Here is a 23423-nt window from a genome sequence, read left to right as displayed (position 1 = left end):
TCCTAGCGTGCCCTCGCTTTTTCGCCGCAATAAGTCCGACGTCGCCACCCCCGAGGTCCTCGAGGAGGAGGTGACGGCCGACGAGTCGCGCCCGAAGAGCTACACGCCCAGCAAGCGCGAGCTCGGGCAGACCACGCCCAAGCGGCAGGCCACCGGGCGCCGGGCCGCCGAGCCCGCGCCGGCCAATCGCAAAGAGCACATGAAGCAGATGCGCGAGCGGCAGCGCGTCGAGCGGGCCGAGGCCTCGGCCGGCATGCGCGCGGGCGACGAGCGCTACCTGCTGGCCCGCGACCGCGGTCCCGAGCGCGCCCTGGTGCGCGACATCGTCGACGCCCGCCGCACGGTCGGCACCTACTTCTTCGGCGGCGCGCTGATCGTGCTGATCGGCTCCACCGTGCAGATCCCGGCCGTCCAGCTGGCCAGCAACCTGCTCTGGCTGATCCTGGCGGTCGGCGTGGTGATCGACAGCGTGCTGATCGCGCGCAAGGTGAAGAAGCTGGTCAACGAGCGCTTCGCCAAGACCACGCAGCGGGTCGGGTCGCTGCAGATCTACGGCGTGATGCGGGCCCTGACGTTCCGGCGCATGCGGGTGCCCAAGCCGCGGGTCGAGCTGGGCCAGGCCGTCTAGTCTTCCCCTTTCCCGGGCTCCTTCTCCGGGGCCAGGTGGCTTCGCTCGCCCTCGTGGTCGAGGATGCACAACACCTCGGCCGGTCCCCCGTACGCCCCGAAGGCGTGCGGGACCATCGTCGAGAACTCGGCCGCCTCGTTCGTGCCGACCAGGATCGTGCGCTCGCCGAGGCGTAGCTCGACCGTGCCGCTGAGCACGGTGAACCAGTCGTGGCCGGGGTGCACGCGCAGATCCTTGGGCACCGTGCGGGTGATCCGCATCTTGGCCACCGTCTGACCGCTGCCCCGCGAGAGCAGCCAGGTCGTGACGCCGCGCTGCTCGCTGTGGTGCGGGCGGATCACCACGTCGTCGTCGGAGCCCGACTCGACCAGCTCGTCGAGTGTGGTGCCCAAGGCCCGGGCGATGGCGGTCAGCTGGTCGAGGGCGATCCGCCGGTGGCCGGTCTCGAGGCGGCTGAGCGTGGACGGGCTGAGCAGCGACCGGGTGGCCAGCTCGTCGAGCGACCAGCCCCGGGCCACCCGCAGTCCGCGGATCCGCTGACGGACCAGGCTCTCCACATCGGGTTCCTCTTGCTTCATACGCAAGATGCTATGCCCCAGGGGCAATGCTTGGCTACCGTCGAGACATGGCACACGACCACATGATCGAAATGCTCGACCTGGACGCCGAGGTCTTGAGCGATTACCACCGCAACCTGATCGCCGTCGTCGGCGCCGAGGCCGGCGACCACCCGCACATCGTCGACCTGGGCGCGGGCAGCGGCACCGGTTCGCTCGCCCTGGCCCGCGAACTGCCCGGAGCCCGGGTGACCGCGGTCGACGTCTCCCCCGAGATGCTGGCCCACCTGCGCGGACGGGCGCTCGAGGAGGGCCTGGACGATCGGATCCGCACGGTCGAGGCCGACCTCGACCAGCCGTGGCCCGACTTCGGCCCGGTCGACGTGATCTGGGCCGCGTCGTCGATGCACCACATGGCCGACCCGGCCCGCGCCCTGACCGCGGCCCGCGAGGCGCTGCGCCCCGGCGGCCTGCTGGTGATCGCCGAACTCGACTCGTTCCCGCGCTTCCTCACCGGCACGCCGGACGAGCCGCTGGAAGCCCTCGTGCACACCGAGGCCGACCGCATGCGCCACGAGGCGGGCCTGCACATGCACGAGAACTGGTTCGACCGGATCACCGAGGCCGGATTCAGCGGCGTGTCCGAGAAGCACTTCGAGATCGAACTGCCGGGGCCGCTGCCGCGGGCGGCGGCGCGCTATGCCGAGGTGTCGCTGGGCCGCATGCGGCACCGCCTGGAGGGCCGAGTGGCCGACGCTCAGCTGGCCGAGCTGGACAAGCTGGTGACCGGCCTGGGCACCCGCGACGACCTGACCATCCGAACCGAGCGCACCGTCTGGCAGGGCCGCCGCTGAGGCGAGTGTCCGGGGGGATAGGTGACGCCTACTCCAGGCCGGCCAGGCGTAGCAGGGCGGCAGTAGCGGCGGCGGCCACGACGACGACTACGAACGGGGCCTTGCGCCAGGCCAGCACGGCACCGACGGCGACACCGAGTGGGCGCGCGAAACCCGCGAAAGCAGCGCCGGCCATCAACGTCGACGTCGCGGCCAGGGCGGCGAGCAGGGCGGCGGCGGCCATCGGGAGCAGGCGTTGCAGGCTGTCGGAGAGCCCTACGCGGGAGCGCAGCAGGACGCCGCCCAGACGCATCGTGTAGGTGCCCAGGCCGAGGATCACGATCGCGGCGAGCATCATGCTTCAGCCTCCGAGGACAGGCGCGAAGAGGACGGGCGGCGGATTAAAGTCAGCAAGCCCAGCAGGGCGCACAGGACCGGTAGGCCGGCAGGGAGCACGGGGGTGGCGGCGACGGCGATCGCGGCGCCGGCCAGGGCCACGATCCGGGTCGGGCGATCGCGCATCGAGGGCAGGATCAGGGCGAGCAGCGCGGCCGGGAAGGCGGCGTCCAGGCCCAGGGACTCGTAGTCGCCCACGGCGGTGCCCAGCAGCACGCCCAGGGCGGTGCCGATGTTCCACGACGTGAACAGCGTGATGCCGATCAGCCAGTACGTGCGGCGGCGCTGGGTGGGGTCGGGCTCGGCCAGGGTGAAGGCCACGACCTCGTCGGTCATCACGTGGCTGCCGATCAGACGGTCACGCCACCGGTTGCCCATGACGCTGCCGATCGCCATGCCGAACGGGAAGTGGCGGGCGTTCAGCAGCAGGCCGGCCAGGACGGCGGCGACGGGGCTGGCGGCGAGCAGGCCCACGGCCAGGAACTGCGATCCCCCGGCGAACACGACCGTCGACATGAGGAACGGCACCCAGGTGGGCAGCCCGTACGCGATGGCGATGGCACCGAACGAGGCGCCCACCGCCACCATGGCCGCGGCGATGGCGGCCGCGTCCCGGAGCAGTGTTCGCTGTATCGTACGCATAGTTCGAAATACTGAACGACGTGAAGTGCGTTCGTCAAACCGAACAACTCGATCGATGGAGCGAACAGTGCATGAACCGGCGCCCCCGCTCGCCACGATCGCGGCCGCCCTGCGCCGGGAACGGGAGCGGGCCGGGATCTCGCTGGCCGAGCTCGCCCGCCGGGCCGGTCTGGCCAAGTCGACGCTGTCCCAGCTCGAGTCGGGCACCGGCAATCCCAGCATCGAGACACTCTGGTCGCTCGGGGTGGCGCTCGGCGTGCCGTTCAGCCGGCTGGTCGAGCCGCCCGAGGCGCAGGTGCGGGTGATCCGGGCCGGCGAGGGGCCACGACTGCAGGCCGACGAGGCCGACTTCGTGGCGACGCTGCTGGCCGCGGGCTCGCCGCACACCCGGCGCGACCTCTACGTGATGGAGCTCGAGCCGGGTCAGGCCCGCGACGCGCTCGCGCACATCCCGGGCAGCATCGAGCACATCGTGCTGGCGTCGGGCCGGATCAAGGCCGGTCCGGTCGGCGAGCAGGTCGAGCTCGGCCCGGGCGACTACGTGACCTTCCCGGGCGACGTCGACCACCACTACGAGGCGCTCGAACCGTCCTGGGCCGTGCTGGTGATGGAACACCGGTAGAGGCGGGCCACCACGTCCTCGATGTCCGGCTCGATGACCGACAGATCCCGTACGGAAGCAGCGTTGACCAGCGCAGCCACCGCCGCCCCGGCCGCGATCGACTCGAGCGTGAACGTCACCCGATGCCCGTCCGCCTCCACGGTGGAAAGCACAGCACCGGGCAGCGCGAAGCCCGGCGGCAACGGCGAGTCCAGGTCGGCCACCAGACGGCGCCTGGACCCGTACCGGGAATGCAGGTCTTCGATCGTCCCGTCGTGCACCACGCGCCCGTGGTCGATCACGACCAGCCGCTTGCACAGCCGCTCGATGTCGGCCAGGTCGTGAGTGGTCAGCACCAGCGTGACATCGCCGCCGCGGCCCAGCTCGCCCAGGAACGAGCGGACCGCCTGCTTGCTCACCACGTCCAGCCCGATGGTCGGCTCGTCCAGGAACAGCACCTCGGGACCGTGCAGCAGGGCCGCCGTGAGTTCCCCGCGCATGCGCTGGCCGAGCGACAACTGGCGTACGGGCGTCTCCATGAACGCGTCGAGATCGAGCAGCTCGCGGCAGCGGCGCAGGCGGGTCTCGTGCTCGGCTGCGGGCACCCGGTAGACATGCTTGAGCAGGCGGAACGACTCGCGCAGGGGCAGATCCCACCACAGCTGGGAGCGCTGCCCGAACACCACGCCGATGCGCAGCGCCAGCCGGGTCCGCTGCGCCACCGGGCTCAGCCCGCACACCGACACCTCACCCGCCGACGGCGCGAGCACCCCGGTCAGCATCTTGAGGGTGGTCGACTTGCCGGCACCGTTGGGCCCGATGTAACCGACCATCTCGCCCGCCGCGATCGACAGGCTCACCCCGTCGACCGCCGTCAGAACCCGTTTCTCCCGGCGGAACCGGCCCGCTTTCACGCGTACGGGAAAATCCTTGCGGAGGTTCTTCATCTCGATCATGAGCCGGTGCTCCGGTAGCGCCGCACGCCGATCCTCCAGACGACTCCGGCCAGGCCCGCGGCGGCCAGCGCGACCAGCGGAGACACATATCCCGACCAGGCCGGCAGACCGAGCGGATCGGCCCGGCCGAGCAACGTGAGGGCCGGGTGATAACTGACAAAGGCGAAGCCCAGCCCGTACGCGAACACGGCCCGGAACCATCCACCGTAGACGCTGATCGGATAGGACGTGAAGTCGCGACCACCGTACGTGAAGGCCGACCCGACCTCGCCCGACTCGACCCACCAGAACGCCAGGCTGGCACTGAGCACGAAGATCGAACCGAAGAACACCGCGCCACTGAGCGGGGCCGTGACCAGCAACGCGACCCGGGCCGGCGTCCACACGATGTCGTTGCTCGCCACCGCCACGATCAGCACGGCCAGTCCGACCCCGGACCGCAGCAGCTTGCGCAACGGCAGATCGGCGATCACCAGCTGGGGCAGAACCGCCAGCGGCCGCACCAGTACGGCGTCCAGCGTGCCCAGACGCACGTACGTCTTGAGCTGGTCGATGTTGCCCACGGTGAGATCGGCCAGCGCGAATCCGGCCGCGGTCAGCCCGGTCATCATCAGCGCCTCGCCGAGCGTGAAGCCGCCGAGCAGCCGGGTCGCCGTGAACAGCACGAAGACGGTGCTGACGTCGATCGCGGTGCCGCCCGCGTTCGTGATGATCTCGACCGCGAACGACGCCCGGTAGGCGGTCGCGCTGCGCAGCCGGCCGCCGAGCAGTGCGGCGTACGCGCGGAACTCAGCCACCCTGCACCACCAGCTTGCGCTCGGCCCGGCGCTGCACCACGGCGGCGAGTGCGACCATGATCACGGCCCACACCGCCTGCAGCGCGACCAGCCCCGCCTGCAACCCCGGTCCGTCCCGCTCGACCAGGACGTCGAGCGGGGTCTGCAACAGCCCCGGCAGCGGGGTCGCCACCCAGATCGTGATGGTCAGCCACTCGGGCAGCAGCCGCAGCGGGAAGTAGAGGCCGGCCAGCACCCCCGAGCCGAGGGTCCAGAACATCAGCGGGCCGCGCGCGTCGCCCAGCCAGTAGGCGGTGGCGTTGACCAGATAGCGGCAGCCGAAACTGCCGATCACGGCGAGCAGTACAGAAACCGCGAAAAGCGGCACGGTCTGCCAGCGCGCCGGCGCGAACAGCGGAAACGCGATCGCCCCGACGACCACCGGCGGCACGAACCGGGTCATCAGCTGATAACCGGCCCGGCCCAGGTCGGCGGCGAGATAGGCGGTCACCGGCGCGACCGGCCGCAGCAGGTCGGAGGCGATGTCACCGGTCCGGATCCGGTCGGCCAGGTCGGAGTAGCCCCAGATTCCGACTACGGTGAGTAACCCCTGGCCCACCCAGACGAAGGTTGCCAGCTGCCGGACGTCGTATCCGCCGGGAGCCCCCGCGGTCGCCCCGGCGGCTACGGCCAGGAGCACGTAGCAGCGAAGAAACCCGAAGACTATGTTGGTGAACGATCCGGCTACCGTGGCCTGCCGATAGGTCGCGTAGCGCCGGAAACCCGACCACATCAATGCACCGAAAGTAGCGGCGGAGGCGCTCAACGGACGACGGGGAGAGATCGTCGGCACCCTGGCGTCACCCCCGTCCACGCCGTTAATCTCCTACCTTGCAGTAGGGCCGGGCGACTCTACCCGGGATACGGGACGCATTTTCGACCAGAAGTGGAAGTAGCCGTGACGGAGCGTCGCCATTCGCCGGGCCTCCCCGTGAGCGCCCGATGAGCGGCTGGGGCTCCTGGGCCGACGAGCCCGCGTGGGTCTACGAGATCACCTGGGAGTGGGAGGCGCAGCCCGGCCAGCGCTATCCGGGCGATCCGGGGCGCCGCAAGGCCGTGCACACCCCGGTCTACGAGGCGTCCGACTCGGGTTCCGCTTCGGCGCCGGCCTCCTGGTCCGGTCCGTCCGAGGATCAGGAGCGTTCCCCGTACGCTTCTTCGCCGGCTCCCGCACGTCCCATCCGTGGTGCTGACCGTCCGGCTCCGGCTTCGGATGGCCGTCCGGCTTCGGATTCCCGGCGCGAGGAGCCGTTGTGGAACCGGCCGGCCGGTGCTCTGCCCGAGCAGCGGGGTTCGGCGCCCGTCTACGGCCGTCAGACCGGTTCCGGGGCCGGCCAGCCGGGTGGCGGGTCGTACCGGGACGCGGTGCAGTTCCGCGAGGCCCAGATGCGGGAGGCCGCGCCGCCGCCCCCGGCTCAGTTCCGCTCGGGCGGGCCGTCGGTGCCGGTCAATCCGGGTTCCGGTTCCTACCCGCCGGGCCGTGCGACCTCGGGCCGGCCGGAATCACCGTCGTCGGGTCCGGGCTCGCCCGCACCCCAATACGGTCGGCGGCCGGCGCCCGACGAGCCCGCGCCGCGCCCGGTGTCGCCGCCCGCCGGTGTCTACGGCAGCGCCCGGCCCGCGCCGTCGGACGCCTTCCCGTCCCGCGGGTCACTCCCGTCCCGCCCCACTCCCGGTCAGCGTGGCGAGGCTCCGTTCGACCTGCGCCCGGCGCCGCCCGAACGCGGTACGCCGGCCCAGGCCCGTCCGGCGCCCCAGCCGACCCGGGTGACCCCGTCGCGCACGGCAGCGCCCGCGCCCGCCTATCCGAACGGGCCCGGCCCGGCCACCCGCCCGGTCTCGGGTCCGGTCGTGCCCGGGCAGCCGGGCGTGACCCATCCGGTGTCGGGCCAGCCGGCTTCCGGTCCTGGCTCGCCCCAGCACCCGGGTAGCCCCGCGCCTCAGCACCCGTCCAGCCCTGCGGGCCAGCGCGCCTACGGTCCGGCAGCCCAGCACCCGTCCGGCTCGGCGGCGCCGCATGCTTCCGGTCCGCCGCAGGGTCCCTATCCGCCGGCGATGCGACCGGGCGCGGGACGCCCCACGTCGGGCGGCCCCGGCTCGCCTTCGGACTCCGGCCGGCCGCACGGTTCCTACCCGGCCGCGCCCCGCCAGGTCTCCGGTCAGCCCCAGAACGCCTACCAGGCCCCGCCGCAGCCGACCCGCCCCGCCTCGGAGCAGCCGTACTCGCCGGGACACCCGGAGAGCGCTCAGCCCTTGGCCGGGAACCCCTACGGCACCCGCCCCGACACGTCTCGTCCCGCTTCGGGACAGCCGGTCGGCACCCACCCCACATCCGCGCAGCCCTATCCCGGCGCAGGACAACCCGGCGGCGCTCGCCCAGCCTCCGCGCAGCCCTACTCCGGCGCACCACGCCCGGCCTCGGGGCAGCCCCAGGGCGTCCACCCCGCATCCGGACAGCCCTACTCGGGTGCGCCGCGTCCGACGTCGGGGCAGCCTGAAGGCGTCCACCCGGCGTCCGGGATGCCGGTGTCGCCGCACCAGACTTCGGCCGGGGCGGGCGGCGGTTCCGCGCCGGGAACATGGCGTCCCGAGGACGGCCGGGATCGTCGTGACGAGTTCGAGGGTTCGTATCGGCGGGACCACGGACCGGGGCTCGACGCCGAGACCGCCGGTGCGGTGACGAGTTCGTCCGGGTCGGAGGAGCCCTACGATCCGTCGATCGGGCCGGTTTCCACCGGGCCGTCCGCACGCGCCGAGAACGTCGAACCGGTCACCGCGCCGCCTGCCGTCTCGAGTCCGGAGTCGCCGACCGGTGGCTCGGCGTGGGATTCCCCGGCGCCGGCCGCCGAGGAACCCCACGGCTTGGGCTGGCTGCTCTCGCAGAGCGGCCTGGGCGCGGTCACACCGCTGCCGCCTCCGGTACCGCAGGCCGGCGACGAACCACCCGTGGCCCACCCGGTCGTCCTCGAGCCCATCGTGGATCCGGACCCGGCCGCAGTCTCCGGGCCGCCGCCGGGCGCCGCCTCGACCTCCGCCGTCCCGGTCTCGGCCCAGCCCACGACACCGGTTTCACCCTTCGCCGGCGCCCGGCCGGTCTCGGCGCAACCCACGAGTTCCGCCCAGCCCGCCGTCCCCGACCACGCGGACTCCACCTGGCCCGTCTCCGCACAGCCGGTCAGTTCGCGACCAGCCCCGGCAGAACCGGTCTCGGCCCAGCCAAGCGGCCCCCGACCGGTCTCGGCCCAGCCCACCCCGCAGGACTCGCCCTGGGCTCGGCCCGGCCAACCCTCGGCCCAGCTGGACCCGGACGCCGAGGCCGCACCGGTCAGCGCGGTGCCCGGCACCCAGGACTGGTTCGCGCCGTCCGGTGCGCAGCCGGTCATCGTCCCCAACCGCCCGGCCGCGGGACCGACCAGCGGCTCACCGCACGACGAGCCGTCCCGCTCGGAGACGCGTCCGTTCGCCGACCTCCCCTACGCCGATTACGACGAGCCGATCGCGGTCCAGTCGATCCTGACGCAGCCGCGCATAGCCGAGCAGCTACCGCCGGAACCCGTCTCAACCGAGCCGGTCTCGACGCACCCCGTCTCAGCGCGACCCGTCTCAGCCCAGCCCGTGTCTGCGCAACCCGTTTCTGCGCAGCCCGTCTCAGCCCAGCCCGTGTCCGCGCAACCGGTCACCGCGCAGCCTGTGTCCGCGCAACCTGTCACCGCGCAGCACGTATCGGCGCAACCCGTCTCAGCGCAGCCCGAGTCCGCGCAACCCGTCACCGCGCAGCACGTATCGGCGCAACCCGTCTCAGCGCCGTCAGTCTCGACGCACCCCGATTCCGGGCCACCCGGCTCCGCGCCGCCCGCCACAGCAGGACATTTCTCCAGACAGCCCGTCTCGGCGCAGCCGGTTTCGGCCGACCCTGTTTCCGCGCAACCGGTCGCCGCTCGGCCGGTGTCTGCTCAACCCGTGTCCTCGCAACCCGTGTCCTCGCAACCCGTGTCCTCGCAACCCGGCGATGACGCCCTCGGGACGCCGCTGATCGCGGAGCCTCCGCGCGATGCCGAGCGGTCGGGGCACGGCGACAGGTACTCGGGTGAGTACTTCGAGCCCGAGGCCCGGTTCCATGCCGACTCGGCCCTGGGCCCGCACGACGACACGGAACCGGTCGAGGCGGAGTTGCTCGATTCGGTCACCGGCGCCGACCGGTGGGCTACGCCGGCCGAGGCGACCACCGACGACGACATCGTGGACGCCGAACTCGTCGAGGACGAGCCGCGCGCGATCGGAGCGCCCTCGGTCACGCATGCTCTTTCGGCCGAGCCGTTCGCGCCCGTGCCCCGGAACGCTCAGCACAGGCCATCCGACGCCACCTCTGCGCCGAGCCACACCGACGCCGGATCACACGACAGCGAACCGTTGTCCGCCGACGGCGGGTACGACGACGGTGGCACGCGGCGGGCCGGCACGGCCGATCAGGCGAATGAGCCGGTCTTCGCCTCCCCGACCGCGACCGCCGGCGCCGATACGAGCAGCACCACGATCCACTCCGACGACGCGGCCGCCCGACTGAGCCGGCCCGGCGACACCACCGCGGCACCGAGTGCCGCCACAACCAGAACTGACGACGCCACGGACCCGGCCGGCCGACCGAGCCGGCCCGGCGACACCACTACGGCACCGAGCGCCGCCACAACCAGAACTGACGACGCCACGGACCCGGCCGGCCGACCGAGCCGGTCCGGCGACACCACTACGGCACCGAGCGCCGCCACAACCGGAACTGACGACGTCACGACTGAGCCGGACGACGCGGTGGGCCGCCCCGGCCACGTAGCAACCGACGCGGACCACAGCACGCCCCGGCCGACCGACGCCGCACCAGGACCGGACGACACGGCAGGCAGCGACGGCCACATCCCCACCGACGCCGGCAACACCACACCCCGGCCGACCGACACCGCAACAACACCGGACGACACGGCAGGCAGCCACTTCGCCACCGATGTGGTGAACGCCGGGACCGGAACGGGCAGCGTCACGCCGGAGGCGGGTGCCGCCGAAACCGACCCGGCCGCCCAGTCAGCGAGTGACGCTGAGGGCACCGCAACCGGGTCGGGTACCGCCACGGCGGAAGAAGACGTCGCGACCGGCAGCGCCGCAGCCGAAACGGGCGACGCGACGATCGCGACCGACGACGGCACCGAAACGGACGCCGGCACAGCCACGACGGACGACGACGCGTACGGGGAAAGGGCGCAAGCGGGAAACCAGGCGCAAGCGATCGTCCGGGGCCCGGCGCAGCCGATCCGGCAGAAGCGCGAGCAGCAGGCCGACCCGCGCAACCGGCGGACCGATCCGGAGCAGATCCTGGCCGCGTATCCGGTCATGTTCGATCCGGTGACGCTGCGGGAGCGGATCGAGGACACCGAGCCGATGTGGGTCGTGATCGATCGGCTCACCGACAAGCTCGAGTTCGCCGAGCGGGATGCCGACCGGGCGCGGCTGCTGAGTCTGCGGGCGGTGGCGTCGCGGCTGCTCAACGATCTGGATCCGGCTCTCGAGGACGCGCGCGCGGCATTGCGGCACGCCGAGGCGACCGGGGATCTGGTGCGCGTGGCGACCGTTCAGGCCCGGTTGGCGCACGTGTTGCAGTGGCGGGGCGAGTTCGCCGAGGCGGACCGGATCTATGCCGAGGCCGATTCGCCGGAGTTGCCCGCGCGGCTGAGTGCCGAGATCCATGAGCTGGCCGGGCGGTCCGCGTTCGAGCAGGGACGCTGGCTCGAGGCCGTGAACCACCTGGAGAGCGCTCTCGACCTGCGCAAGGGGGCCGATCCGGATCTGGTCGAGCGGATCGAGCTGGCTCTCGACACGATCACCGGGCACGCCGCTGCGGGGTGGGGACCTTATCCGCGTACGCGGGAAGAGATCGTCGGAGACGGCCAACCGGCCCGGCCGGCGCGGGATGAGAGCACGGGACTGCTGGGTTATCCGGGATCGTTGCCGGCGCGGTTCGCTCAGGCGCAGCCGTTCGCCGACGGGGTGGCCTGGGTGCGCCGGCCCGAGGCGCAGGCCTGGGAGCTGATCGACGAGGCCGGCACGCTGCTGATCGACGCGTCGGCCGGATACCGGGCGGCGGGACGGTTCGCCGAGGGACTGGCCTGGGTGTCGCGGGACGACGCCGGTGGCTGGTACGCCGTCGACAAGCAGAACCGGGTCATCGTTCCGGGCGGGTTCGACGATGCGCGGCCGTTCCACAACGGGCTTGCGCTCGTACGCCGTGGTGGCTGGGGTGTCATCGACCGGCACTCGCGGACCGTGGTGCAGCCGCACTACCGGGCGTTCGCGACGATGCTGGCCTCGGGTGAGCCGGTCGACGGCTTCACCGAGGAAGGGCTCGCCGTCGTCGACGCGGGCGAGGTCTACGGCGTGGTCGACCGGGCCGGGCATCTGCTGGTCCAGCCGGTGCACGCCGCGCTGCTCATTCACCCGGCCGCGTTCCTGGTGGCCGACCGGTTCGGGCTGTGGGGCGCGCTCGACCGCAAGGGCGAGCCGATGGTCGAGCTCAAGTACCGCGAGCGGGCCGACGTGCTCGAGGAGATCGATAAGTTGATCAAGGACACACGGCCCGTTCTCTGAGAGGGCATAGGGTCGGGGACATGGAACATCGTCATCTCGGCCGGTCCGGCCTGCTGATCAGTGAGCTCGCCTACGGCAACTGGATCACCCACGGTTCCCAGGTCGAGGAGGAGGCCGCCGTCGCGTGCGTGCGGGCCGCCCTCGACGTGGGCATCACGACCTTCGACACCGCCGACGCGTACGCCGGTGGGCGCGCCGAGGAGGTGCTGGGCCGGGCGCTGAAGGGCGAGCGCCGCGCCGGTCTGGAGATCTTCACCAAGGTGTTCTGGCCGACCGGTCCCGGCCCGAACGACCGCAGCCTGTCCCGCAAGCACATCATGGAGTCGATCGACGCGTCGCTGGGCCGCCTCCAGACCGACTACGTCGACCTCTACCAGGCCCACCGGTACGACTACTCGACGCCGCTCGAGGAGACCATGCAGGCGTTCGCCGACGTGGTGCGACAGGGCAAGGCGCTCTACATCGGTGTCTCGGAGTGGACCGCCTCGGAGATCCGCGCGGGCTGGGAGATGGCCCAGGATCTGAAGATCCCGTTCGTCTCCAACCAGCCCCAGTATTCGGCGCTGTGGCGGGTCATCGAGGCCGAGGTGGTGCCCACCTCGATCGAGCTCGGTGTCGGCCAGGTCGTGTTCTCGCCGATCGCACAGGGCGTGCTGACCGGCAAGTACAAGGTGGGCGAGCAGCCGCCGGCCGGGTCGCGGGCGACCGACGAGAAGTCGGGCGCGAACTTCATCTCCCGGTTCCTGAACGACGAGGTGCTGTCGGCCGTCGCCGAACTGCAGCCGCTGGCCGAGCAGGCCGGGCTGTCGATGGCTCAGCTGGCCGTGGCCTGGGTGCTGCAGAACCAGAACGTCTCGGCCGCCATCATCGGCGCGTCGCGGCCCGAGCAGGTGCGCGACAACGCGGTGGCGTCGGGCAAGAAGCTCGACGCCGACCTGATGAAGGCGATCGACGCGGCCCTCGACCCGGTCGTCGAGCGCGACCCGGCCAAGACCCAGTCGCCGCCCCGCCGCCCCTAGGCGAAGCTGGTCCGGCAGCTCAGCTGCCGGACCAGAAGCGCATCAACTGCAGGCCCACCTGGATCAGGACCTCGGACACGCCCAGCTTGTCGGTGATCCAGAAGACGGCCGTGTAGAAGTAGTCGCCGATCCGCGTCTGCCACAGCAGCAGGAAGAGCAGGATGAACCCGTACGGCGCGAAAAGGTTCCACGCCCGCTGATAGGCCGGGCTCATCCACGGCGTGAGGATGCTGCCGCCGTCCAGACCGGGGATCGGCAGCAGGTTGAGGATCGTCGCCGTGACCTGCAGGAATGCCAGCGCCGCGAGGGCCGACCAGAACTCGGCGTGCGCGCCCGGGCCGGTGTTGAAGACGTAGCCGCTCGCGGTCGCGACGAACGGCTCGCCCGCCACGCCGATCAGGAACGGGAACGCGCACAACAGCGCCAGCACCACGTTGGTCAGCGGGCCGGCCGCACTGATCAGCGACTCCTTGACCTTGCTGCGGATGTGCCGATGGTCGATCCAGACCGCGCCGCCGGGCAGGCCGATGCCGCCCAGGATCACCACGACCACGGGCAGCACGATGGACAGCAGCGGGCTGGTGTATTTCAGCGGGTTGAGCTTGAGATAGCCGCGCTCGGCCACCGAGTGGTCGCCGGAGAAGTAGCCGATCAGCGCGTGCGCGTACTCGTGCAGGCACAGCGAGACCAGCCAGCCCGAGACGACGAACAGGAACACGTCGACCCGGACGTTGCCGAAGCCCGTCCAGGTCATCCAGCCGCTGACCGCGAAGACGGCGACGATGCCCACGAAGACCGGGCTGGGCACGAAGGCGTGGCGCGGCGTCCGGGTGTAGACCGGTTCGTAAGTCACGTCATTCCGCCGGGAGCAGGCTCATCCGGTAGTCGACGCGGTCGTCCTCGAGCAGCACGACCCCGGCCACTCCCTGCTCGGCGAGCTGCCGCCACTCCTGGCCGATCCACGACTCGGCGTCGGCCTGGCTGCTGAACGTCTCTTGCGGCCCGGCCACCGGGTTGCCCTCGACGTTCTCGTACCGCCAACTCCACGGCATGCGCCGCCCCCTCACGTCTCAGATCGGTGCGCCTCCACCCTACGGCGTCCGGCTGTGCGGCCCGGCTCTAAGGTACGGGGCATGTCCGATGATCGGTGGCAGACGGTCCTGGTGCTCGGTGGGATCCGTTCCGGCAAGTCCGCGTTCGCCGAATCGCTGGTGGCCGGGGCCCCCGCGGTCCGCTATGTGGCGACCGCGGCGGGTGGCGAGGACGACCCCGAGTGGCTGGCCCGCATCGAGGCCCATCAGCGGCGGCGGCCGCAGTCGTGGTCGACCGAGGAGAGCGGCGCCGACCCGGCCCGGCTGACCGAGCTGCTGACCGAGGCCAAGCCCGACGACACGCTGCTGGTCGACGACCTCGGGGGCTGGGTGGTGGCGCTGCTCGATCCGGCCCGCCAGCCCAACGACGACGAGGCCGATGTGGCGGCGCTGGCGGCGGCGGTGCGGGACTGCCCGGCCCGGGTGGTGCTGGTGAGTCCCGAGGTCGGGCTGTCGCTCGTGCCGACCACGCCGGTGGGGCGTGCGTTCGCCGATGCGCTCGGCACGACCAACCAGGCCCTGGCCGACGCCTGTGACCGGGTCGTGCTGGTCGTCGCCGGTCGTGCTGTCTGGCTGAAGCCCGCCTCCGACCTTTCCGACTTGTCCGACTTGGGCGCGGCGGCGGTCGCGCCCTCGATCGCACCCTCGGTCGTCGAGCCTCCGGCGGTCGAGGTTGAGGCCCACGTCGTCAGCCCTGCCGTCGTTGAAGAAGAAAAACCAGTTTCCCGTACGCCGGGAGTGCTGGACGAGCCCACCCAGATCCTCCCGCTCGTGGCCTCCCGCACAGTTATCGAACAGGGCATGGAACTGCCCCTGCCGGACAGCGAGACCGGCCCCGACGCCCGTGACCGCCTGACGAACGTCGACTTCGCCGGCGCCGGTCTGGGCCGCCTGGTCGAGGCGGTCGAGTTCGCGGCCGCCACCCAGGGCACGGTCACACCGCAGCCCTGGTCAGCCCCGCGCGTGCTGCTGCTCTCGGGCCGGCACACCGGCGGCGCCGCGGCCGGGGACGACGTCGCCGACGTGGAACGCCGCGTCGCCCAGGTCGAGAACGGCGAGGGCGTGCTGAGCCGCCTGGCCGGTTCGGCCGGGGCCGACATCGCCGTGCTGCGGACGGCCGAGGCGGCCCCGATCGAGGACGGCCCGGCCACCACCGACGCCGACGTGGAGCGCGCGCTGCTGCAGGGCTGGCACCTGGCCGACGCGGCCGGCGAGGCGGGCAAGGACCTGCTCGTGATCGCCTCGATCGGCACCGGCACCGACGCCGTCGCGGCGGCGATCAGCGTGGCCTCGACCGGTTCCGAGGCGGTCGCCGTGCTGCCCCGGGTGCTGCTGCCGGGCGGGGTCTTCGACGACGAGGCGTGGATGGTCCGCTGCGCCGCCGTGCGCGACGCACTGCACCGGATCCGGCGGGAGCCGCGCGGCGCCAAGGACCTGCTGCGCGAGCTCGGCGGCACGGACGTGGCGGTGGCCGTGGGCGCCCTGCTCGGCGCGGCCGCCCGGCGCCTGCCGGTGGTGCTCGACGGGCCGCTGGGCATCGCGGCCGGTCTCGTCGCCCGCGACCTGGCCGGTCAGACCCGGCACTGGTCGATGCTGGTCGACGCGGGCAACCTCGAACTGGTGCGCCACGGCGGCGACGTGCTCGGGCTGACCCCGGTGCTCGACCTGGGTCTGGGCCTCGGCGAGGGGGCGAATGCGCTGGCCGCGCTCCCCCTCCTGCGTACGGCGGTGGGTCTGGCCTCGGCGGTCGGCGTGCACCCGGCGATGCTGGCCGAGCACGGTGACGCGGGCCTGACCGACGAGATCGTGCCCAACGACGACGAGGACGTCGACTTCGCCGAACCGGAACCGGCCGGACCGGGCCCGGCCAGCACGACGCCGGAGCCGTACGAGCCGGGCGCCGGTTCGAAGCCGGAGTGAGCCTCGGCGCCGGGATCAGGCTGTCGGTGACCACGCTGACGGTCCTGCCGGTTCGCCCCGGCCGGATCGATCGGTCGGTGGCGGCCGTGGCGATGAGTGTGGCCCCCTTGGTGGGCGCGGTGCTCGGCCTGATCCTGGCCGCCCTGTTGTGGCTGCTACGCGAGGCGCACGCCCCGTCGCTGGTGGCCGCCGCCGTGACGGTGGCCGCGGCCGCCCTGCTGACCCGGGGCATGCACTTGGACGGCCTGGCCGACACGATCGACGCCCTCGGTTCCTATCGCCGGGGCGAGGCCGCCCTAGAAATCATGAAAAAGTCTGACATCGGGCCGTTCGGCGTGGCGGCCATCGCGCTGACGCTGCTGATCCAGACGGCGGCGATGTCGGCGCTGTACGAGCGGGCGATCCTGTCCGAGTCCACGCTCGCGGCAGTGGTCGTCGCGTACGCGGCGGGACGCACCGCGATCACGCTCGCCTGCTGCCGGGGCGTGCCGGCGGCCCGTCCCGAGGGCCTGGGCGCGCTGGTGGCCGGCACAGTCCCGCTGCCGATGGCGACCGTCGCAGCGGCCGTCGTGATCGCAGCGGCCGCCGCTCTCCCCGCACAGACGTGGCAGGGACCTGTCACCGTCGCCGTCGCTCTGCTGGCGGTGGTCGCGCTGGTGCGCCACGCCGTACGCCGTTTCGGCGGCATCACTGGCGACGTGCTGGGCGCCGCCGTGGAGATCGCCACCACACTCACGCTGATCGGCTTGACGCTGCGCTAGCTAGCGACGCCACCTTGCCGCCGACCACGAGATCAAACCCGTAACGAGGCGCCGCTGGCCGACCTGATCCCAGTGAGCAAGCCTTGAATCCCGTCCCCGATCTGCTCGGCAACTGTGGAACCCAGCCGGGAACACGGGAACGCCTGCTAGCTCGCCATGAAAATGGAGGGCTGCGACCGCCCGTCCGCTGCCATCATGGATCGCCCGATGACCGCCGTTCTCGGAGACCAGGTGCCCGTGATCCCCCGACTCGACTTCATCAGCGTCACCTCGAACCTGCGGGGAGGCTGGCCCGCCGACCCCGACCGGGTTCCCCGCTCGCCGTTCAAGCCGCGGCCGCCGCTGCGGCGCCTGAGGGTCGTGGTGGACGCTCGGGTACTCGACGGCGGCAACACGGACCAGTGGTCGCGGGAGAGGCTCCTGCAAGGACTGCTCAGCCATCCCTACCTCCAGGTAGTCCGCTACAGCGACGACGGGCCACCGCCCGACGTCGCGACCCAGGAAGTGCCCCATGGCACACCGAAGGCGATCGGGTGGGTCACCCCGGCCACGGCGCCGGCGAATGACGGCACCAACTTCTGGTACTCCGACGGCGACCACCTGGTCTTCACCGGATACGAATCAAGCCTGACGGACTGGGTCAGCACCACCATCACGCCCGCATACGCGGACCTCACCGGTGATGACACACAACGACGACGCCGAAGCGACGCCGCCGCGATGGCGACCGCACGCACGATCAAGCCAGACCTGTTCATCACCGACCGCGCCCACCTGCTCGACCGCGCCTTCGCCGCCCGCGGACTCACCATGTGCGACCTGCGCGGTGGGCTCGCGATGATCGGGCTGTACCTGCGCAGCCAGAACGACCACCGGATCTGGTCGGACCCCGACGGCTGGTACACCGTCAACCTGGACCGCGAGATGTTCTTCTGGGTAGGCGCCCGCGAACTTCTCCCTGAGGCCTGGCGCTGGGTCACAGCATGCTCCCAGCACGTGCGAAGCGCTCAGGACGACAGCCTGCTCTACCTCGCGCTGTCCGCACCTGAGCGTCTGGCCCAGGTTCTAAAGTGCCGCGACGACGTCCATCGCGAGCTCAACCAGCTCCAACTTCGCGGCCGGGCCGGCAGCGAGGCCATCCACGCCTTCGAAAACGCACTGATGATGCTCGTGGCCACCCTCGACCTCACCGCCGTGGTCGCTCACCGCGTCCTGGGAATCAGCGGATCGGATCGGCACGCCGGCTGGCAGAACCCAGGCTGGGTCACGAAGCTCCCGGCAAACCTCGCCGCTCTCGTGGCGCCCGGTACGCCGCTTCGTCACGCCCTGACGGTGGCGCAGCATCTGCGCAACTCCATCCACGGCATCGCCCTGCAAGGCCTCGGCGTCCACGACGGAGGCGGCAAGCCACGGCGAGCGCTCATGGGTCTGCCCCGGGCCAAGCAGGCCGAACTCATGACGGCAGTCACCGCGTTGGGCGACCCCGCGGACTGGGGCATCGAGGCGGTACGCGCCAACGAGTTCCATGCCGACCCCGGAGTCTTGCTGGATCGGCTCCTACCGCCGATGTGTGAACTGCTCAACAGCACCATGCGCGAAACCCCGGTCGACCAGCTGGCCAACGTGAGTCTCACCCCGGCCGACCTGCTACCGCCGCAGGAAGGAGCCGGCACCGTCGCCGATATGTTCAGCGCTTCGCAGCGCGCCTGCATCCGAGCGCTCCTCGGACTTTGACGCCCACGACAGCTTCTGCCCTAGCAGCGTCGCACAGACCTTCCACAGTCCAGGCCTCGCGGTGGCAACGTGGCTCGCCATGCCGGCGTCGAGGTGCCCTATTTCGGGCACAGAATGGTGCTGCAGCCATGAACGGCCGTATTCAGACCGGCCTCAGCGGACCGACGGCTGCACGAACGGGGGCTTCACCACGCGGGCCTCGGTGCGGCGGCCCCGGATGTCGATCTCGAGCAGGTCGCCGTCGTTCACGCCGGCTGCCGTGTCGATCAGGGCCAGCGCGATCCCGATCTTCTTGGTCGGTGAGAACGTTCCGCTGGTTGTCTCGCCCACCAGCGACTCGCCGGCGTACACGTGCATGTGTCCGCGCGGAATTCCGCGGCCGGTCAGCTCGAGGCCGCGCAGCGTGCGCCGCGGACCCGCCGCCTTCTCGGCGGTGAGCGCCTCGCGCCCCCAGAACGCCGGCTTGTTCCAGCCGACCGCCCAGCCCGAGCGGGCCTGCACCGGCGTGATGTCGAGCGTCAGCTCCTGGCCGTGCAGGGGGTAGCCCATCTCGGTGCGCAGCGTGTCGCGGGCGCCCAGGCCGCACGGGCGCACCCCGGCGTCGATCAGTGAGTCCCACACCTCGGGCGCGGAGTCCCACGGGACGACCAGTTCGTAGCCGTGCTCGCCGGTGTAACCCGTTCGGCAGACGATCAGGTCGCCCGACGGGACGAACGCCATGTAGTCGTCGGGGGTGGGGAAACCGATCTTGGCCAGTACCGCGGGCGACTGCGGGCCCTGGACGGCGAGGACCGCGTACGACCGGTGTTCGTCGGTGACCGTGAGCCCGGCCGGGGCGTCGGCGGCGAGGAGGCGTACGACGGAAGCGGTGTTCGCCGCATTGGGGATGAGGAAGACCTCGTCGTCCGAGATCAGGTAGGCGATGAGGTCGTCGACCACGCCACCGTCGGACGCGCAGCACAGCGTGTATTGCGCCTGGCCGGGGGCGATGCGGCCGAGGTCGTTGGTCAGGCACGCGTTGACGTAGGCGGCGGCACCCGCACCGCGTACGCGCGCCTTGCCCAGGTGGGAAACATCGAACACACCCGAGGCTTCCCGTACGGCCGTGTGCTCCTTGATGACGCCGCCGCCCGCGTATTCCAGCGGCATCTCCCAGCCCCCGAAAGCGGCGAACTTCGCACCGAGGGCGACATGACGCTCGTGCAACGGGGAACGAGAAAGGGCGTCGGCAGACATGAGAGTCAACTTACCCGTGACCTTGCATGTGGTTAGAGTCGCGGGGACACCCCACGACCAGTCGGCGCGGCCCATGAGGCGGCCCGGCCCCGAAAGTCCGCGGAGAGCCTTCAGTGAGCCAGCCCAGCCTCAGCCTGGTCGACACCGACCCGGCCGAATTGGCCGTCGACGCCATCGTCATCGGCCTGCACAGCCAGCCCGACGAGGGCGGCGCCCTGCTGCCGGCCGCCGGTGCCGAGAGCATCGCCGCCGCGTTCGACGGCAAGCTGACGTCGACGCTGGCGCTGCTCGGCGCGAGCGGCGCGCCCGGTGAGGTGACCAAGCTGGCCACCCTCGGCACGATCTCCGCGCCGCTGGTGGTGGCGGTCGGGCTGGGCGACGAGCCGTCCGGGTCGGCGCCCAACCTGGAGACGCTGCGCCGGGGCACCGGTGCCGCGGTGCGCTCGCTGGCCGGCAGCGCCACCGTCGCGCTCGCCCTGCCGCTGCCCGACGACGAGGACGCGCCGTCGGTGCTGCGCGCGATCCTCGAGGGCGCGCTGCTGGGGTCGTACAAGTTCGCCGGCTACAAGACCAAGCCGCAGCCCAACCGGCGTGACCCGGTGTCGGCCCTGCAGGTGCACGTGCCGGACGCGAGCGACGCGGCCGCCGCGGCCGAGGTGACCCGGGCCGAGACCGTGAGCCGCGCGGTGCGCCTGACCCGTGACTGGGTCAACACCCCGCCCAACATGCTGCGCCCGCCGCAGTTCGCCGACGCCGTGGTGGCCGCGGCCAAGGGCACCGGGCTGGAGGTCGAGGTGCTCGACTTCGACGAGCTCAAGGCGGGCGGCTACGGCGGCATCGTGGCCGTGGGCCAGGGCTCCGAGGCCCCGCCACGCCTGGTCAAGCTGACCTACACGCCCGAGGGGGTCGAGTCGCCGAAGCGGGTGGCGCTGGTCGGCAAGGGCATCACGTTCGACACCGGTGGCATCAGCATCAAGCCGTCGGCCGGCATGTGGGAGATGAAGTCCGACATGGCCGGCGCGGCCGCGGTGGGCGCCACCATGCTGGCCGTCGCCGCGCTCAAGCCCCGGGTCGCGGTGAGTGCCTATCTGGCCATGGCCGAGAACATGCCTTCCGGTACGGCGTACCGGCCGGGCGATGTCATCACCATGTTCAACGGCAAGCGGGCCGAGGTGTACAACACCGACGCCGAGGGCCGGATGGTGCTGGCCGACGCGATCGCCCGGGCCTGCGCCGACGGCACCGACTACGTGTTCGAGACGTCGACGCTGACCGGCGGCCAGGTGATCTCGCTGGGCAAGCGCATCTCGGGCCTGATGGGCTCGGACGACGCGGTCGAGCGGGTGCGCCGGGCGGGCGACGAGGTCGGCGAGCCGGCCTGGCCGATGCCGCTGCCGGACGAGGTGCGCAAGGGCATGGAGTCCGACATCGCCGACATCTCGCAGACCAACACGAGCCTCGACCGGGCCGGGCACATGCTGCAGGGCGGTGTCTTCCTGCGCGAGTTCGTGGCCGAGGGCGTCGAGTGGGCGCACATCGACATCGCGGGCCCGAGCTACCACACGGGCGAGCCGTCGGGCTACTGGACCAAGGGCGGCACGGGCGTCCCGATTCGTACCCTGCTGTCGGTTATCGACCAGTTGGGCTGATTATTTCCGGTTCCGGGCGCGCGGCGCCCGGAACCGTGTCAGTTTTCCTGGGCGGGGCGCCGCTTCTGGCGCTCGTTGTAGTCACGCATCCGCTGCGGATAGCCCATGAGCCGCACGTCGTAGATGGGAACGCTCAGTTGATGAGCCCACCGCCGGGCGATCTCGGGAGTCTCGGTGCGCCGGCGCGTCCACTCGCCGTCGTGTGCCACGAGCAACACCGTGGTCTCGGTCACCGTCGTCCGCGGCTCGATGAACGCCTCGACTCCGCGCCGGGAGCGGACGAACTCCGCGAGATATTCGAGATCGGCACGGTCCACCGCTCGTCCGGCCGCAGCACGCGGCTCCTGGCGACGCCGAAACCAGGCCACCGCTCGCTCCTTCTGCTCAATTTCGGCAAGAGTACTTCGAGCACGCCCGTGGCGGGGAGCCTGACTGCGTCCGCGGGATCGTCAAGTGACAAGATGGCCAGGACGTACTGTGACCCGTTTCCCTGTGTGACCCGCATGGCAACGACGCGAACACTGGAGTCAACGTGAGCCAGCCGAACGGCGGAACTTTCGACATCGTCATCCTCGGTGCCGGCAGCGGTGGTTATGCGGCCGCCCTGCGCGCGGCCGAGCTCAACCTCTCCGTCGCGCTGATCGACAAGGCCGAGCTGGGCGGCACCTGCCTGCACCGCGGCTGCATCCCGACCAAGGCCCTGCTGCACGCGGCCGAGGTCGCCGAGCAGACCCGCGAGAGCGAGCAGTTCGGCGTCAAGGCCGAGCTCGTCGGCATCGACATGGCCGGCGTCAACGCCTACAAGGACGGCGTGGTCGCGCGCCTCTACAAGGGCCTGCAGGGCCTGCTCAAGCAGGACAAGATCACGATCGTGCCGGGTGCGGGCAAGCTCGTCGCCCAGGACACGGTCGAGGTCGACGGCAAGCGGTACACCGGGCGCAACGTGATCCTGGCGACCGGCTCCTACTCGCGCTCGCTGCCCGGCCTCGAGGTCGACGGCAAGCGGGTCATCACCAGCGAGCACGCGCTGAAGCTGGACCGCGTGCCGTCGTCCGCGATCGTGCTCGGCGGCGGCGTCATCGGCGTCGAGTTCGCCAGCGTGTGGAAGGCCTTCGGCGCCGACGTCACCATCCTCGAGGCCCTCCCCCGCCTGGTCGCGGCCGAGGACGAGGAGATCTCCAAGGCGGTCGAGCGGGCGTTCCGCAAGCGGAAGATCAACTTCAAGGTCGGCAAGCCGTTCGAGAAGGTCGAGCACACCGCCAACGGCGTGCGCGCGACGATCGCCGGTGGCGAGACCGTCGAGGCCGAGGTGCTGCTGGTCGCGGTCGGCCGCGGCCCGACGACGGCCGACCTGGGCTACGAGCAGCAGGGCATCACGCTCGACCGCGGCTTCGTGATCACCAACGAGCGCCTGCACACCGGCGTCGGCAACATCTACGCCGTCGGCGACATCGTGCCCGGCCTGCAGCTCGCCCACCGCGGTTTCCAGCAGGGCATCTTCGTGGCCGAGGAGATCGCGGGCCTGCGCCCGGCGCCGATCGACGAGGCGGGCATCCCCCGGGTCACCTACTCCGACCCCGAGGTCGCCTCGATGGGCCTGACCGAGGCCAAGGCCAAGGAGCAGTACGGCGCGGACAAGATCTCGACGTACAACTACAACCTCGGCGGCAACGGCAAGAGCCAGATCCTCAAGACCGCCGGCTTCATCAAGCTGGTCCGCCTCAACGACGGCCCGGTCCTGGGCGTCCACATGGTCGGCGCCCGCATGAGCGAACTGGTCGGCGAGGCCCAGCTGATCTACAACTGGGAGGCGTTCCCGGAAGAGGTCGCCCAGCTGATCCACGCCCACCCGACGCAGAACGAGGCGCTCGGCGAGGCGTTCCTGGCGCTGGCCGGCAAGCCCCTGCACGCCCACAGCTGATCTGTCGTAACGA

20 protein-coding genes are annotated in these 23423 nt (G+C 71.5%); 10 read left to right on the top strand and 10 right to left on the bottom strand.

What is annotated here, in order from left to right; genetic code table 11:
- Positions 1-7 precede the first annotated feature (7 nt).
- Positions 8-628, top strand: a complete 621-nt coding sequence (locus tag KOI35_RS45090; protein ID WP_215795937.1) for a DUF3043 domain-containing protein — start codon at positions 8-10, stop codon at positions 626-628.
- Here the strand turns inward: KOI35_RS45090 and KOI35_RS45085 are convergent.
- The gene (locus tag KOI35_RS45085; protein ID WP_215795936.1) at positions 625-1206 is read right to left on the bottom strand and encodes a helix-turn-helix domain-containing protein; all 582 of its coding nucleotides are present in this window, start codon (positions 1204-1206) and stop codon (positions 625-627) included. The two genes, KOI35_RS45090 and KOI35_RS45085, sit on opposite strands and share 4 nt — an antisense overlap.
- A 47-nt stretch (positions 1207-1253) precedes the next feature.
- On the opposite strand from KOI35_RS45085, the gene KOI35_RS45080 reads away from it, so the two are divergent.
- A complete protein-coding gene (locus KOI35_RS45080) occupies positions 1254-2039 on the top strand; it encodes a class I SAM-dependent methyltransferase (RefSeq protein WP_215795934.1) in 786 nt (261 codons plus the stop codon).
- A gap of 28 nt (positions 2040-2067) precedes the next feature.
- On the opposite strand, the gene KOI35_RS45075 is transcribed toward KOI35_RS45080, so the two are convergent.
- Positions 2068-2376, bottom strand: a complete 309-nt coding sequence (locus tag KOI35_RS45075; RefSeq protein WP_215795932.1) for an AzlD domain-containing protein — start codon at positions 2374-2376, stop codon at positions 2068-2070.
- Entirely contained in the window at positions 2373-3056 is a 684-nt protein-coding gene (locus KOI35_RS45070) for an AzlC family ABC transporter permease (protein WP_215795930.1), read from the bottom strand. The genes KOI35_RS45075 and KOI35_RS45070 overlap by 4 nt, the downstream gene beginning before the upstream one ends.
- 67 nt (positions 3057-3123) lie before the next feature.
- On the opposite strand from KOI35_RS45070, the gene KOI35_RS45065 reads away from it, so the two are divergent.
- Positions 3124-3678: a helix-turn-helix domain-containing protein gene (locus tag KOI35_RS45065; RefSeq protein ID WP_308121448.1), complete on the top strand. Its 555-nt coding sequence runs from the start codon at positions 3124-3126 to the stop codon at positions 3676-3678.
- Here the strand turns inward: KOI35_RS45065 and KOI35_RS45060 are convergent.
- The 3 genes from KOI35_RS45060 to KOI35_RS45050 are packed head-to-tail and all read right to left on the bottom strand — an operon-like array spanning position 3627 to position 6182.
- The gene (locus KOI35_RS45060; protein WP_215795927.1) at positions 3627-4613 is read right to left on the bottom strand and encodes an ABC transporter ATP-binding protein; all 987 of its coding nucleotides are present in this window, start codon (positions 4611-4613) and stop codon (positions 3627-3629) included. The genes KOI35_RS45065 and KOI35_RS45060 overlap by 52 nt on opposite strands.
- Entirely contained in the window at positions 4610-5410 is an 801-nt protein-coding gene (locus KOI35_RS45055; protein ID WP_215795926.1) for an ABC transporter permease, read from the bottom strand. The genes KOI35_RS45060 and KOI35_RS45055 overlap by 4 nt, the downstream gene beginning before the upstream one ends.
- Positions 5403-6182, bottom strand: coding sequence for an ABC transporter permease (locus KOI35_RS45050; RefSeq protein WP_215795923.1), 780 nt, complete (start codon positions 6180-6182; stop codon positions 5403-5405). Before KOI35_RS45050 ends, KOI35_RS45055 begins: the two co-directional genes overlap by 8 nt.
- 209 nt (positions 6183-6391) lie before the next feature.
- Between KOI35_RS45050 and KOI35_RS45045 the strand changes: the two genes are divergently transcribed.
- Together KOI35_RS45045 and KOI35_RS45040 are read left to right on the top strand one after the other, a co-directional pair.
- Positions 6392-12079 (top strand): WG repeat-containing protein, encoded by a 5688-nt coding sequence (locus tag KOI35_RS45045; protein ID WP_215795922.1) that lies wholly within the window; start codon positions 6392-6394, stop codon positions 12077-12079.
- 20 nt (positions 12080-12099) lie between these two features.
- The gene (locus tag KOI35_RS45040; RefSeq protein ID WP_215795921.1) at positions 12100-13098 is read left to right on the top strand and encodes an aldo/keto reductase family protein; all 999 of its coding nucleotides are present in this window, start codon (positions 12100-12102) and stop codon (positions 13096-13098) included.
- Between the two features lie 19 nt (positions 13099-13117).
- Here KOI35_RS45040 and KOI35_RS45035 read toward each other — a convergent pair whose 3' ends face one another.
- Positions 13118-13951 (bottom strand): site-2 protease family protein, encoded by an 834-nt coding sequence (locus KOI35_RS45035; protein ID WP_308121447.1) that lies wholly within the window; start codon positions 13949-13951, stop codon positions 13118-13120.
- Between the two features lies 1 nt (position 13952).
- Entirely contained in the window at positions 13953-14150 is a 198-nt protein-coding gene (locus KOI35_RS45030) for a hypothetical protein (RefSeq protein WP_215795920.1), read from the bottom strand.
- A gap of 81 nt (positions 14151-14231) precedes the next feature.
- Between KOI35_RS45030 and KOI35_RS45025 the strand changes: the two genes are divergently transcribed.
- From KOI35_RS45025 to KOI35_RS45015, 3 genes are all read left to right on the top strand, one after another.
- Entirely contained in the window at positions 14232-16109 is a 1878-nt protein-coding gene (locus KOI35_RS45025; protein ID WP_215795919.1) for a bifunctional adenosylcobinamide kinase/adenosylcobinamide-phosphate guanylyltransferase, read from the top strand.
- Positions 16106-16870 carry an adenosylcobinamide-GDP ribazoletransferase gene (cobS, locus tag KOI35_RS45020; protein WP_215795918.1) on the top strand — a complete coding sequence of 255 codons (765 nt, stop codon included), beginning with the start codon at positions 16106-16108 and terminating at the stop codon, positions 16868-16870. The genes KOI35_RS45025 and cobS overlap by 4 nt, the downstream gene beginning before the upstream one ends.
- A gap of 207 nt (positions 16871-17077) precedes the next feature.
- Positions 17078-18604, top strand: a complete 1527-nt coding sequence (locus KOI35_RS45015; protein WP_215795917.1) for a hypothetical protein — start codon at positions 17078-17080, stop codon at positions 18602-18604.
- 153 nt (positions 18605-18757) lie between these two features.
- Here the strand turns inward: KOI35_RS45015 and gcvT are convergent, their stop codons facing one another.
- Positions 18758-19840, bottom strand: coding sequence for a glycine cleavage system aminomethyltransferase GcvT (gene gcvT, locus KOI35_RS45010; RefSeq protein WP_215795916.1), 1083 nt, complete (start codon positions 19838-19840; stop codon positions 18758-18760).
- A 113-nt stretch (positions 19841-19953) separates the two neighbouring features.
- On the opposite strand from gcvT, the gene KOI35_RS45005 reads away from it, so the two are divergent.
- Positions 19954-21489 carry a leucyl aminopeptidase gene (locus KOI35_RS45005; protein WP_215795915.1) on the top strand — a complete coding sequence of 512 codons (1536 nt, stop codon included), beginning with the start codon at positions 19954-19956 and terminating at the stop codon, positions 21487-21489.
- 38 nt (positions 21490-21527) lie between these two features.
- Here the strand turns inward: KOI35_RS45005 and KOI35_RS45000 are convergent, their stop codons facing one another.
- Complete coding sequence (locus KOI35_RS45000; RefSeq protein WP_215795914.1) at positions 21528-21857, bottom strand: hypothetical protein; 330 nt, start codon at positions 21855-21857, stop codon at positions 21528-21530.
- A 164-nt stretch (positions 21858-22021) separates the two neighbouring features.
- On the opposite strand from KOI35_RS45000, the gene lpdA reads away from it, so the two are divergent.
- On the top strand, positions 22022-23410 hold the full coding sequence (gene lpdA, locus KOI35_RS44995; protein ID WP_215795913.1) for a dihydrolipoyl dehydrogenase: 1389 nt from the start codon (positions 22022-22024) through the stop codon (positions 23408-23410).
- The last annotated feature ends 13 nt before the right edge of the window (positions 23411-23423 follow it).

Source organism: Paractinoplanes bogorensis (genome assembly GCF_018829635.1).
GTDB lineage: Bacteria > Actinomycetota > Actinomycetes > Mycobacteriales > Micromonosporaceae > Actinoplanes > Actinoplanes bogorensis.
This window is presented reverse-complemented; position numbering and strand designations above follow the sequence as displayed.